General features: G+C 30.7%; 14 protein-coding genes. 10 read left to right on the top strand and 4 right to left on the bottom strand.

Annotation, left to right across the window (positions count from 1 at the left end; genetic code table 11):
- Positions 1–2 precede the first annotated feature (2 nt).
- The 8 genes from BM072_RS12080 to BM072_RS12045 all read left to right on the top strand — a co-directional run bounded on the left by BM072_RS12080 (position 3) and on the right by BM072_RS12045 (position 6,377).
- Positions 3–632, top strand: a complete 630-nt coding sequence (locus BM072_RS12080) for a Crp/Fnr family transcriptional regulator (protein ID WP_092908934.1) — start codon at positions 3–5, stop codon at positions 630–632.
- A gap of 127 nt (positions 633–759) precedes the next feature.
- Entirely contained in the window at positions 760–1,398 is a 639-nt protein-coding gene (locus BM072_RS12075; protein ID WP_092908933.1) for a hypothetical protein, read from the top strand.
- A gap of 142 nt (positions 1,399–1,540) precedes the next feature.
- Positions 1,541–2,458, top strand: a complete 918-nt coding sequence (locus BM072_RS12070) for a YeiH family protein (protein ID WP_092908932.1) — start codon at positions 1,541–1,543, stop codon at positions 2,456–2,458.
- Between the two features lie 96 nt (positions 2,459–2,554).
- The gene (locus tag BM072_RS12065) at positions 2,555–3,949 is read left to right on the top strand and encodes an MBL fold metallo-hydrolase (protein WP_092908931.1); all 1,395 of its coding nucleotides are present in this window, start codon (positions 2,555–2,557) and stop codon (positions 3,947–3,949) included.
- A 30-nt stretch (positions 3,950–3,979) separates the two neighbouring features.
- The gene (locus BM072_RS12060) at positions 3,980–4,249 is read left to right on the top strand and encodes a rhodanese-like domain-containing protein (RefSeq protein ID WP_221405176.1); all 270 of its coding nucleotides are present in this window, start codon (positions 3,980–3,982) and stop codon (positions 4,247–4,249) included.
- Between the two features lie 179 nt (positions 4,250–4,428).
- Positions 4,429–5,223, top strand: coding sequence for a sulfite exporter TauE/SafE family protein (locus tag BM072_RS12055; protein ID WP_092908929.1), 795 nt, complete (start codon positions 4,429–4,431; stop codon positions 5,221–5,223).
- A gap of 2 nt (positions 5,224–5,225) precedes the next feature.
- Positions 5,226–5,537: a thioredoxin family protein gene (locus tag BM072_RS12050; protein WP_092908928.1), complete on the top strand. Its 312-nt coding sequence runs from the start codon at positions 5,226–5,228 to the stop codon at positions 5,535–5,537.
- A 69-nt stretch (positions 5,538–5,606) separates the two neighbouring features.
- A complete protein-coding gene (locus tag BM072_RS12045) occupies positions 5,607–6,377 on the top strand; it encodes a CDGSH iron-sulfur domain-containing protein (protein WP_092908927.1) in 771 nt (256 codons plus the stop codon).
- Between the two features lie 73 nt (positions 6,378–6,450).
- Here BM072_RS12045 and BM072_RS12040 read toward each other — a convergent pair whose 3' ends face one another.
- The 4 genes from BM072_RS12040 to BM072_RS12020 form a co-directional block, all read right to left on the bottom strand.
- Positions 6,451–7,404 carry a hypothetical protein gene (locus tag BM072_RS12040; protein WP_092908926.1) on the bottom strand — a complete coding sequence of 318 codons (954 nt, stop codon included), beginning with the start codon at positions 7,402–7,404 and terminating at the stop codon, positions 6,451–6,453.
- A gap of 5 nt (positions 7,405–7,409) precedes the next feature.
- A complete protein-coding gene (locus tag BM072_RS12035) occupies positions 7,410–8,453 on the bottom strand; it encodes a cytochrome-c peroxidase (RefSeq protein WP_092908925.1) in 1,044 nt (347 codons plus the stop codon).
- 28 nt (positions 8,454–8,481) lie between these two features.
- Positions 8,482–9,324 (bottom strand): MbnP family protein, encoded by an 843-nt coding sequence (locus BM072_RS12030; RefSeq protein WP_092908924.1) that lies wholly within the window; start codon positions 9,322–9,324, stop codon positions 8,482–8,484.
- 507 nt (positions 9,325–9,831) lie between these two features.
- Positions 9,832–10,152, bottom strand: a complete 321-nt coding sequence (locus tag BM072_RS12020; protein ID WP_092908922.1) for a hypothetical protein — start codon at positions 10,150–10,152, stop codon at positions 9,832–9,834.
- 489 nt (positions 10,153–10,641) lie between these two features.
- Between BM072_RS12020 and BM072_RS12015 the strand changes: the two genes are divergently transcribed.
- Together BM072_RS12015 and BM072_RS12010 are read left to right on the top strand one after the other, a co-directional pair.
- Positions 10,642–11,010 (top strand): GreA/GreB family elongation factor, encoded by a 369-nt coding sequence (locus tag BM072_RS12015; RefSeq protein WP_092908921.1) that lies wholly within the window; start codon positions 10,642–10,644, stop codon positions 11,008–11,010.
- Positions 11,011–11,338: 328 nt separating this feature from the next.
- On the top strand, positions 11,339–14,017 hold the full coding sequence (locus BM072_RS12010; protein ID WP_092908920.1) for a M36 family metallopeptidase: 2,679 nt from the start codon (positions 11,339–11,341) through the stop codon (positions 14,015–14,017).
- The last annotated feature ends 11 nt before the right edge of the window (positions 14,018–14,028 follow it).

Here is a 14,028-nt window from a genome sequence, read left to right as displayed (position 1 = left end):
CCATGATAAAAGAGAAAATAGAAGCAACTTATCCGGCTCAATTTGAAGACGAATTGCTAAATGAAATTGAAGAATTAGGCGCTTTAGTCGAATTTAAAAGCAATGATATTTTGATTGATTTGAATCAATACATCAAAGGAATGCCAATTTTATTGAATGGAGCAATCAAGATTATGAGAGAAGATTTTGATGAAGGTGAGTTATTGCTTTATTTTCTTGAAAAAGGTGATACCTGTGCCATGACAATGGCGTGTTGTTTGGGCGATAAACAAAGTAAAATAAAAGCAATTGCCGAAACTAATGGAGAATTAGTGATGATTCCGATTAATAAAATGGACGAATGGTTGGCAAAATATGCTTCGTGGCGAAAGTTTATTTTTGATAGTTATAATAATCGTTTAGACGAAATGTTGGTGGCGATAGATAATCTTGCGTTTAATGATATGAATGCGCGCTTAAAAAAATATTTGTTAGATGTAGCAAGTATCAATAACGGAAATCTTGTCAACAAAACACATCAAGAAATTGCGTACGAATTAAATTCTTCGCGAGTGGTAATTTCGCGATTGTTGAAAGCTTTAGAAAAAGAAGGTTTTTTACAATTAAACCGTAATGTGATTACAATTAATTAAAAATCAAATTAGATTATACAAGAACCTCAATCAGTAATGGTTGAGGTTTTTTTGTGCGAAACCGCTATTTGTAGTGATTTTATTTGGTCGAGATAAATCTAAGTTTGTCTTAACTAAATTTAAATTTATGAAAAAGATATTTTTAACATCAATTACACTTCTTTCAATTGGAATTTTATTTTCTTGTGGAGACAATAAAAAAGACAAAGAATCTTCTGAAAAAGTAGAGAATACAACAAACGATTCTGTAGCAGGAAAAGAAAGTGAAACTACAGAAACAACTGATGCTGGAGCTGAATTAACTACAAATGCTGCGGCACTTGCAAAAGCTGAAACTGCATTGAAGGATTTACCAAAGTTTAAAGGAAAAGAGATTAATGTTTTTCAGAAAATTTATTTCTACGAGGATGGTCGTATCATTGTTTCTTTACAAGATCCAGAAAAGCCACAAAATATTGACGAATATACGTACAAAGACGGAAAATGGTCGGAGCCTGTTGCAATGCAAATTTCTGGTGGTGGAGATATGAAAGATAATGTGTTTCCTTTGAATACAATTAAGTTTGAAACTGTTGCTAAAATTATTGAACAACTAGAGCAAAAAGCAAAAGAAGTTGAAGGTGCAAAAGTTAGTAAAACCGTTTATTACAACTATAATGTAATGAACCAAACGGGACAATGGTTTACAAATATTGATGGAACGCGCGAATCTTTTTCGGGTTATTTTAATGCAGATGGATCATTAAAATCGTTTAATAAAAACTAATAATTATTTTATATTAATAATAACTTTCCAACCGATGAGTGTTAATTTCATTAGTTGGAAAGTTTTTGTATTCAGGTCTTCTGTAACATAAGTTACATATTCATTAAATTATCCATTATATCTTTGTTGTGTATTTTGAATAATGATTGCACGACTATTTTATTTTGGCTTATTGCTACTCACTTTTTTTCCTTTTATTAATTCTTCGATAGCTTTAGTTTTAGGAATTGTTTATGGGTTAATTTTTCAAAATTCGTTCTCATCATTTTCTAAGAAATATTCTAAAAAGCTACTAAATACAGCGATAATTGGTTTGGGTTTAGGATTAAATCTTCACGAAGCTGTTTCGGTAAGTAAAGATGGTTTTCTTCTAACTTTTATCTCTGTAATAAGCGTTTTTACATTAGGTTTTATCTTTTTTAAAATCTTAAAAATCAATAAAAATACATCGTTGTTAATTACTTCGGGAACGGCAATTTGCGGAGGTAGCGCCATTGCTGCAATTTCTTCTGTTTTGAAACCAAAATCAACCGAAATCACCATTGCATTAGCCGCCGTTTTTATTCTAAATGCAATTGCACTTCTTATATTTCCGTATATCGGACATTTTTTTCAATTAAGCCAATATCAATTCGGACTTTGGTCTGCCATTGCAATTCACGATACAAGTTCGGTAGTTGGTGCAGCAAAAATTTATGGAGATGAAGCTTTACATGTTGCAACAACAGTAAAATTAAGCCGAACATTGTGGATTTTTCCTTTGGCAATCATCATTAGTTATTTCAATAAAAACGAAGATTCATCATTCAAATTTCCATATTTTATTTTCGGATTTATTGCAACAATGTTAATCGCAACTTATTTACCGGAAGGAGAAAATCTTTATAAAATATTGCAATCAATCTCAAAACAAGCAATGGTAGTTTCATTATTTATGATTGGTTCTATGATTAATTTAGAAGCTATTAAAAAAGCAGGTTTCAAAACCATCTCTTTTGCAACTATTTTATGGATTTTGATTTCGATTATTTCATTGATTTTAATTCTTCGTTTTTACTAATTTTCTAAGTGTAACACTTGTTACTGTACACTATTTTTTGTGCGACTATCTTTGTAATACAATCATAAAAAAAGGTTTAATCATAAAATATAAAGTATGTTTTTTCAACACATTTTCGAGAAATCTCTAGCGCATTCAAGTTACATAATAGGCTGTCAAGTTGCGGGAGAAGCTATTGTTATCGATCCTAAAAGAGATATTGATACGTATTTACAAATCGCAGAAGAAAACAATTTAAAAATTACACATATCGCCGAAACGCATATTCATGCAGATTATCTTTCGGGTAGTCAAGAATTGGCGTATGTAACGGGCGCAAAAATGTATCTTTCTAATGAAGGAGGCAAAAATTGGCAGTATGATTTTGAACATATTGGTTTGCGTGATGGCGATAAAATAACGGTCGGTAATTTAATTTTCGAAGTTCTTCACACGCCAGGTCATACACCAGAAAGTATCAGTTTTTTACTAACAGATACACCTGCAACAAAAGAACCTGTTATGATTTTTACGGGAGATTTTGTATTTGTTGGCGATATTGGTCGACCAGATTTATTAGAAGAAGCTGCGGGTTTAATTGGTACAAAAGAAATTGGCGCACAACAAATGTTTCAATCGCTTAAAAAGTTTCATGCTTTGCCAGATTATCTTCAGGTTTGGCCAGCGCATGGTGCAGGATCGGCTTGTGGAAAATCTTTGGGTGCAGTTGCAAGTTCTACGGTTGGTTATGAAAAAATAAGAAACTGGGCGTTGCAATTTGAAGAGAACGAGAAAGATTTTACAACTTATTTATTGGCAGATCAACCAGAAGCGCCGTCTTATTTTGCAATGATGAAAAAGTTGAATAAAACAAAACGTCCGCTTTTAATTGAAGTTCCAAAATTGAGTAATTTATCATTAATTGAATTCGAAAAAGCAAAAAACTTTGGAATGAAAGTGATTGATACTCGTCTTAAAACTGAGTTTGCAAATGCACATATTCCTCAAACATTAAATATTCAGAATAATAAATCATTTAATACATGGATGGGTTGGATGTTAACGTACGAAGTTCCTATTGTTTTGATTGTTGATGAAAAAAATGTGGACGATGTTACGCGAAAATTAATGCGAATTGGTTTAGATAATATTTACGGTTATATCACACCTTCAGCATTGTTTTCTGGTGATTTAGAAACTCAGAAATCTACAATTATTGATGCGGAAATCATGCAAAAATCTATTGATAATGATGAGGTTCAGATTTTAGATGTTCGTGCTGAAACCGAATTTAAAGAAGGTCATATAAAAGGAGCAAAACATATTTTTGTTGGTCATTTAAAAAATAATTGGAGCAAATTAGATGCAACTAAAAAAATAGCATTGCATTGTCAAGCTGGTGATAGAGCAACTATTGCTCAAAGTTTTTTAGAATCAAAAGGTTTTCAGGTCGAAAATTATAGTGCGGGAATGGCAGATTGGAAAATGAAACAAAAACCATTGGTAAAATAAATTTAGATGTTTTTTAAAAAGATAATTAAAATGATGATGTCAAATTCTAATACAGAAGAATATTTAAATAACGGTGCAATTTTATTGGATGTCCGCACCGAAGCCGAATTTTCGGATAGTCATCATCCAAAATCGGTAAATATTCCATTGCAGGTTTTGAAAAGTAGATTGAACGAATTAGACAATCAAAAAGCAATTGTAACTGTTTGTAGAAGCGGTGCAAGAAGTGGACAAGCAGCGATTATTTTAAGAGAAAAAGGTTTTGATACCATCAACGGTGGTCCTTGGAATCTGATATAAATTTTTAAAAATAAATAATATAATAATTTGGTTTACAAAATGGGTTTCGAGTTTTTCGAAACTCATTTTTTTATGAATTAAGAGTAAAATATTGCTTCAATTTAGTTGTCTTGTGTAACAAATGTAACTGCCAAATAGTGTATCTATTCCGACATTTGAAGTAGAAAATAGAACAAATAATGTTACAAATTTTAGGATATTTTGTTACACTAATAGTTGGTGTAACATTGGGAATGATAGGAAGTGGAGGATCTATTTTAACTGTACCAAATTTGGTTTATTTATTTGGGATTGACGCTGTGCATGCAACAAGTTATTCGCTATTTATTATCGGAATAACTTCGTTAATAGGAAGTGTTTCGAAGATAAAAGAAGGTTTTGTTAATTTTAAATTAGTTATTCTTTTTGGTGTTCCATCTGTTATTTCAATGGTTTTGACCCGACAATTTTTAATGCCTCAAATTCCGACCGAAATAAGTTTATCATTTGGTGTTTTTCATAAAGATTTTATGCTAATGATGGTCTTTGCAATCATCATGATTCTTGCCGCATTTAGCATGATTACCAATAAACAACAAGACTGTATAGATTGTGGTAAAAAGATGGAGAAAAACATTTTATTATTGGTTTTTCAAGGTTTAATTATAGGTTTTGTGTCAGGAATTTTGGGCGCAGGTGGTGGATTTTTAATTATTCCAGGTTTAGTTATTTTTGCCAAAGTTCCGATGAAAAATGCAGTTGCAACCTCATTATTTATTGTTGCAATTAACTCGATAATGGGATTTGGAAGTGATTATGAACAATTTTATCAATTAAATTGGAGTTTATTAATCGGAATGACAATTTTATCTGTAATCGGAATAATTATCGGAAATAAACTTGTAAAACGAATTGATGCAAAACGTTTAAAACCAATTTTTGGTTATTTTATTTTAGTTGTTGCAGGATTTATATTAATTAAAGAAATGTTATAAAAATGGATTTATTAGAGAAAATACAAAGCGATAAATTTTACTTAATTGATTTTTATGCCGCTTGGTGTGCGCCATGTAAAATGCAAGTTGAGATTTTAGATGATTTACAAACAAAATTGCCAAATCATGTCGAAATTATAAAAATAGATGTTGATTTAGATAAATTGAATACCATACAATTTGATGCGATGTATCAAGTGCAAGGCGTTCCGACATTAATGCTTTTTCATCAAGGAAAATTACTTTGGAAACATTACGGAGTAAAGTTTGGCGATGATTTGTTAACGATTATAAATCAACACGTAAATAACTAAATTTATACTCATTCTAATAACAAGAAGTTTTAAATTAAGGTTGTCAAAATCAATCTTAAAACTATTATTATGGATGACAATACAAAATTAAATATCCAAATTGGCACAACCCTTAATCCAGACAATATTTATGTTGAAATTGTCGAAAATGGACCATATATTTTACATGGAAAATCTAAATTAGTTCAGCAATTTATTGTGCCAAATTCGAAAGGAATTTCTGTTAATTATAAAGAAGGCGAAGAATTCGAAACGAAGGATAAAACGTATTTGTGTAGATGTGGTTTGTCTGCAAATAAACCTTATTGTGATGGTGCGCATAAAAAAGCAGCAGAAAATGGTGTCGATTTAACAGAATATGCAACATTTAACCCAGAATTAGCATCTTCGGAAGTGATAGAAGGACCAGCAGTTTCTTTAACAGATGATGAAAAATTATGTGCATTTGCGCGTTTTTGTGACAATGGAAAACGAGTTTGGAATCAAATAGAAGATGATAACCAAGAATCTGTGAATTTGAGTGTCGAAATGGCGCATCATTGCCCAAGTGGACGATTAATTGTTTGGGATAAAAACAATCAACCGATTGAATCTGAAAAGCAAGAAGTTGTTTTAGGATTGATAGAAGATATCGGAAATAAGTTGGCTGGACCAATTGCTTTGTGGGGCGGAATTCCACTGAAAAGTGCAAAAGGAGAGTTTTATGAAGTAAGAAATCGCCAAACAATTTGCCGCTGTGGACAGTCATCCAATAAACCTTTTTGCGACGGTACGCATGCGTCAATGCAGTTTCAAGACGGTTTACCAAATCAACCAAAACAAGACGGAAAAGTATTTTAACGAATTAATTTTAATAATATAAAAAAGGTTGAGCAACGCTCAACCTTTTTGTTTTTACTTTTTTTTCGTCTGATTATTTACTTAAATTATAGTTTAAAAAGACACCAAATCGATTTTTAATTTCGACTTCGCCAGAGTTTAAATTTGATTTTATGGGTTGATAATATTCAATTCCATAATTAAAACGATTACTTGCGCCTTCAACTCCAAATTTCAAAAATTGCGCATCACCTTTTGATTTCGGGATTTTCTCATTAAATTGTTCATTAGCATAATAAAGTTCATTCTGAAAACCAATTTTACCTAATAATTTGACGTTTTTCTGAACAAATAAATGCTGAATTTGAACCAATTGATTCCATTGATTTCCAAATTTATATTGCTTTTTATTTTCTCCTTTCAAATTATAATCTGTCACAAATTGCACAGAAGAATTAGAATACGTTAATTGATAATTTAAGGCAAACTGTGTGTCCCAACTTCCAGTTCCTAATTGAAAACTAGGGTTTGTTGTTTCTGCATTTTGTTGATTAAATTTAGCAATCGGAATTTTAACTCCAACCGCTGTTGATAAGGATTGTTTAATTGATTGAGTTGTTTCTTTTGGTTGAATAATCTTAATAATTCCCATCACATTTAAATCTCCAATTCCTGAAATTGATGTTTTATTTTGCCCATTTTTCTCATGAAAATGATAAGGCAAACTTACGCTAACATCAATTTTTTTATGAATAGGAATTCTCGCCCATAATTGAATGGTATTGAAACTCTGTTTTTGAGAAAGTTGATTAGAAAATACATTTTCTTTGGCTTTGTAGAATTGATGAAAATATCGAACACCTATAAAATTAGATGCCATCAAATTTTCGATTCCATTTGAAGCCGAAGTTGCAGCGCATCCGCAAGCATCACAATCTAACTCGGTATCTGTAAAATAGAATGGTAAAATTGAATCATTATCCGTTTTTGCCCAACCAAATGTTGAGAAAAATAGCAATAGAATGAAGTTGAAATATCTTGTTGACATAATTTTTAATTGAACTCTGCAAAAGCAGGATTAGTAATAAATTTTTGATCAGTTAATGTTTTTAGAAAAGTAATAATTGCTTTCTTTTCATTTTCGGTCATCGGAATTCCGATTCGTCCATTTTGTTTTAAAATTGGATCAAGATTTTTTTGATTTTCTACATTTTGATCATAAAAATTAAGAACAGCCTCTAAACTATAAAATCGACCATCGTGCATATATGGTTTTGTTAACTCAATATTGCGTAAACTCGGAACACGAAATTTCATAAAATCTACAGAATCTAAAGTCACTCGAAAACGCCCGCCATCTTTGTATTGTGCATCATAATATTGCCCCGTATTTCGAAAAGTTTCATCGGTAAATAATGCACCATTATGGCAAGAAGAACATTTTTGCTGAAATAAATTCATTCCATATTTTTCCTCATCAGTTAAATTTCCTTCCTTTTTTAGAAAAGCATCGTAGCGCGAATTTGAAGAAATCATTGCTGCCATAAATTGCCCAAGTGCATTCAAAATTCGTTCGCCATTTATGTTTTCATCTCCAAAAACACTTTTAAATAAAGTACGATAATTGGTGTCATTTTTAAGTTTAGACACAATTTCTTCAATAGACGAATCCATCTCATCTTCGTTAGAAATTGGCGAGATAGATTGTTGCGCCAAATCATGAATTACGCCGTCCCACATAAAGCGATTTAGAAACGCTAAATTCTGAATTGCAGGCGCATTTCGAATCCCTAAACGATCATCAATTCCGTGGCTAACATTGTGTCCGTGATGCGTAAATGCATTTTCTTGAATGTGACAAAATCCACATGAAATCGTATTATTACGGGATAAACGACCATCATAAAATAATTTTCGACCCAACTCAATTCCATTTTTAGAAAGTGGATAACGAATTGTATCAAAAGTTAACGAAGGAAAATAGGACGGATATTTTAACTCATATTTTTCATTAATAGGAATTCCTCTGTCAATATCATTGTTTGTACAACTTATAAAATTGAGTGTAAAACAGACTAATAAAACAATATTTTTCATTTGTTTTTTTGTTTTAAAATGATGAGATTTAGTTCGATTCGTTGTTATGAACGTGATCTACTCTAAACATTTTTGTTAGATTATCTGTTAGATTTATAAGATGTTGTGAAGAACCCATTGCGTTTTCGGTACTTGTATTTAAAGTCAAGTTTTTTTCGCCACTCAAAAATTGATTTAAATCTGCCATAATATGAATTGCAGGTTTTATTTTTGATGTTACACGCGCTGTAGTTGGTAGATTTAGAGTGATTTCTCGGTATAAATCTGCCGTATTATTTGCAACAACATTTCCCATATTTCCGGTATGGTTTTTATACGGTTTTGTAGCTTCAGTTGTTCCGTATAAACCTTCTAGTTTTACAAAAACATAACCAGCAGCCCACGACCACGTCATGCCATTTTCTTTTGCTTTATCCCAAAATTGAGCTTGTCCGTCATAACCCAATAAATACGCATTTTGATGAATTCCTAAACCAAATTTTACTTTTGTATACTTATTTTGAGGAATATCTTTTAAGTCTACATAAATTATATTTGCAACTGCTTTCTCTTGATCGATGATAAATGCGCCTTTGTCTGCATCATTTTTATGGTAAACATATTCGTTCCCCGTTTCATCAATTAGTGTGATGTTACTAATGATATATTTAAGCGTCGTAAAATTATATTTCTGACCATTTGCAGAAGTTTGTGTGGTTTTATTAAGCACAATTCCACCAAGATTTTCGAAACCATTCTCAAATTTTAGTTGAATATTTCCTGTTTTATCTGCATCAATTGTAGAAAAATCGTCATCGTTTGTAGAACATGACATAAAAATTGTAAGGATTATTAGAAGTGTAGAAGTGTATATTTTATTTAAATTTTTCATTTTATTAATTGTTTAATTTTTAAGCATAATGAGCTTGTTCGAATAAATTTTTAGTTTATTCAAACAATTATTTTAGTCTAAAAATTAAACAATAGGTGGTTTTAACAGTGAAATTTTCCACTGAAAAAAGTAATTATTTCTCCAAAAAGTGAACTGTTTTTTCGCAATAAATTTACATTGTTCGAGTGTAGAAAAATCAATCTCATCCGAAATAAAAACATCACTAAACTGAATGTTTTTTTGAATATTTGATGAATGTTGAAGATCATCTACTTGATTTAATTGCTTTGCCAAAAAGCATTTTCCGTTGCACATTATCTCAGGTTTATCGAGATTAATACACAGCGTTTCCTTAATCTTTTCCTGAAAAGTAAAATAGATTGTAAAAGGAATTAATGCGCGAAAAGCAAGTAAAAAAATTAACGTAAAAATAGGTGCGTTATAACATTTCGTGTAAATTATTTTCAGCACAAAAGGTTAAGCATAAATGATACATAAATTAAAAAATTAACTAAAATATGTAGCTTTAATTGGCGGCTGAATTGTTTTTTGTAAATAAAATAGAGAAGAATAATCTAAAAAAGTATCTTTTATTTGATTCTTGTTTTTAGAAAAATTGGTTGAAGGAACTTCTAAAACAGTGGTTTCTACAAATAAATCTAAGCTTTTAAAAGCGGTAGGTAATTTATCTTTTGATTGTTGGTCTTTTGCACTTTTCGCAATTTCGTCTTTTAAATAACAAATTCCATTACATGTAAGTTCTGGACGATTGCGATTGATACAAAGTTCGGTTACAATTTTTTCATAATTTACGGCATAATCTATCACTGCAAAAAGTGGTCTGCAGCTTATAATTACAACGGTTACTATGAATAAAAAATTTTTCAGTTTATATTTTTTGTAAAAGTAGAAAGTCTTTGCACGTAGAACAATGAAAAATATCAGCGAATGGTTGAAAAACCTTTATTTGACTGTTAAAGATTGTTTTATCTAAAACATTGTTGTAAATTTGATTTTAACATCATATAAGATTAATGACAACAAAATTATATATCATATTAGCCTTTAGTTTATCAAGCTTACAGTTGTCGTTGGCTTATTTACATGATGATACTTTCTTACGAGGCTCTAAAGAGTTTATAAACTAATCCCTGTTACGATCCAAAACAGGGAACCTCCATTTACTTTTATATTTATTAATCGTTCAAATTTTTTGAAACAAGTTTTACATTAAAATACGTGTGATTTAATTTCACCTATTTTTATGTTTGGGTCTGCGCTAAACTTTTTTAAAGAATGGACTAAGAATTTATCATTATGACAACAAATATTTTATTGACAACAGGCGTTTACGATTTAGTAAAAGATCATTTAAGAAGAAAAAAAGTAACTCAAACTCAAGAGGAAGTTTTATTAGCAGAATTAAAAAATGCAAAACAAGTTTTGCGCAAAGATTTACCAAACGAAATAGTAACAATTGGTAAAAAAGTAACGATTAAGGATTTATCTACCAACCAAGAAATGGAATATAATTTTGTAGGACCAGATGAAGCCAAACCAAAAAAGAAGAGACATTCTATTTTAATGGACGAAGGTTTAGCAACGGTTGGTTACAAAACAGGAGATATTATTAATTGGCCAACTGCAGATGGTGATAAGAAATACCAAATTCTAAACGTAGAATAATCTTAAAAACTCAAAATAGACTTTATAAACCTAAGCTTTTGCTTAGGTTTTTTTAATTAAATAGATTATTTTTCTTATTTATGGATAATGTAGACACTTAGTAAGTGTCTACAATTAGTCTACAATAAATATTCGCCATTTTGTATCTTTTTGAATATCATTAGTATAGTTATTTAAATAAACAACCATTAGTCTACAAAATGACTATAGGCATAGTTAGGAGGGTTTGATAATGATTTTCGTTTGATTTTTATGTTAATTTTATTGAAAGTAAATGTTAAGAAAACATCTCGCTTCATTTAATCTTATTCAATAAAACTCCAAAAAAATGAGAAAAAATTACTTTCTATTAATCCTCTTAAGTATGACATCTGGAACCATGTTTGCGCAGAGTTCTACACAAATTGTGGATGATTATTTAAACCAAGCTCAAAGTAAGGGTGAGTTAAAAACTCAAATTACATACAATGTTGTTACTGAAAATGTTATTGGTAACGAAGTTGGTGATTATGTTAAAATAGAACAAACAGTTAATGGTATTCCAGTTTATCATACGTTTGGGACATTTCAAATTAAAGACAAAAAAGTTTTAAACTTTAATAACAATTTTGTTTCGGTAAATACAAATAATAATTTAACTGTTTCTCCAAAATTATTGGCAGAAAATGCAGTACAAAAATTTGCTGCTAGTATAGGAAAAGAATTTGTAGTTTTTAATGATGCGAAGAATTCTTCTAAAGAGCAATTAATAAGTAAAACAAATAAGGATAATCAACTTATTTTTTCGAATGATAATCCAAAGATTTTAACTTATTATAATACAGCAGATGGATTAAAATTAGGTTGGTTAGTTTTAGCATCAATAAAAGAGGCTAATGATGAACCTACCTTAAATCTACCATTATATGAATTAGTGATTGATGCAAATACAGGAGAATTATTAAGTAAAAATTCAATAATAAACAGCTGTACATTCGATCATAATTTTTCAGTGAATAATGTATATCATAATAACGAAAAAGATTATAATTGGATAAAAGAGGAATTTACAACTAAAAAAGTTGATGCAAATACCGGTACTTACCGTGTGATACCTGCAAATTTTGAAAGCCCATTAAAACACGATTTTGTATTAATAAGTAATGCAAGCGATCCTATAGCGTCTAAAGAAGGTTGGCATAAGTTATTGCCAGTTGGTGGGCTTAATAATCCAGAACTTTCTAAGTATCATACAATTGGTAATAATGCACATGTTAGTTACGATATTGATGGTGTTGTTTCTGATTTGATTCTTGATTCTGGTGGACTTTTGGCAAGCCTAGCGGAAGTTTATATGAGCCAAGAAGCATATGGTGGAGAAGAACTTTTATTTGATTTTCCTAATCCAGGTAAATCAACTAATTATAATCCGTTAGACTATACAGAGGCTGCAACTACGCAGATGTTTTACTCAATCAATTCAATTCATGATATTTTATACTACCATGGGTTTAATCCTAAATCTGGTAGTTTTCAAGCAAACGTAGGAGAAGGTGCTCATACTGTAGGTTTAACAACTGGTGGTTTAGGAAAAACAAGAACTGTTAACAATGCATTTATGGTATATAGTTCTTCATTGTCTCCAAATCCAACAACAGTGTTTTTTACATTTGAAACACCAACGGCAGCAGGAGTTTTACAAATTAAGGATGGTGTTTTAAAAGGAGATTATCAAGGAGGTGTAGGAAATAATTCAGGCTTTAAATATGGTGTATCTCCTGCAGTATCTGGTAATTTTGTTTTAATTAATGATAATATAGGAACAGATAGTAATGATGGTTGTGAGCCAATTATTAATGGTGATAAATTAAAAGGAAATATTGCGGTAGTAAATCGTGGGACATGTAGTTTTGAGATAAAAATATCAGAAATTAAAAAATATAATCCTTCAGGAATTTTAATTCTAAATAACTCTTCAAGTAGTTTAGTTGGTTTTGGAGTTGGAAACCCTAATATTGATATTAATTATCCTATAGTTGGAGTTAATTTAGAAATTTCAGATAAATTACGTCAAACATTAGGTACAGGTACTGCAGTAAGTGGAACAATACCTTCAGCAGATTTTAAGTTAACTAAACGTGACAGTAGTTTTGATAGCGAGGTTATTTTACACGAGTATACTCACGCAGTTTCTGGTAGATTATCTGGTGGAAGTATAGGTGGAGAAGAAGGAATGGGTGAAGGTTGGAGTGATTATGTTGCAATTAATTTAACACAACAACCAAATCAGATAGGTAAAGACCAAATTAATATGGGATCTTATGCTTTTGGTGGAGGCGGATTACGTCGATTACCTTATACAACAGATATGTCTGTTAATCCAGATACATACGATTATTTAAAAGTAATAGGACCAGGAAGCCAACCACATGCTACGGGATATGTGTGGGCAACAATGTTATGGGAGATGCATTGGAAATTTGTAGATAAATATGGATTTAATCCAGATTTCAAATCAAATACAGGTGGTAATAACATGGCATTAGATTTAGTATTAGAAGGAATTAAAATGCAAAAAGCAAACCCTGGATTTGTTGATGGTCGTGATGCTATTTTACAAGCTGATGTCGTGATGAATAGAGGAGCTAATCAATGTATGATTTGGGAGGCGTTTGCAAAAAGAGGTTTAGGATATACAGCTAATCAAGGTGATCCAGCAATTAGAACTGATGGAAAACAAGCATTTGATTTACCACCAAGCTGCGAAGAATTAGGTACTGATGATTTAGCTTCAACAGAGACATCAATCTATCCAAATCCTGCAAAAGATGTGGTATATATAATGTCTAAAGAAGGTATTTCTAAAGCTGAATTAATTGATATGACAGGTCGTGTTATTTCAACACAAGCCATCAAAATGAATCAATCAAAAGGCAGTGTAGATACTTCAAACCTTTCTAAAGGCATCTATATTTTAAAGTTATACACAAAAGATGGTGTTGTAACTAAAAAAGTAATTAAAAACTAAAAACCGCAAAT

Origin of the sequence: Algoriella xinjiangensis (assembly GCF_900115015.1) — a bacterium.
Lineage (GTDB): Bacteria > Bacteroidota > Bacteroidia > Flavobacteriales > Weeksellaceae > Empedobacter > Empedobacter xinjiangensis.
This window is presented reverse-complemented; position numbering and strand designations above follow the sequence as displayed.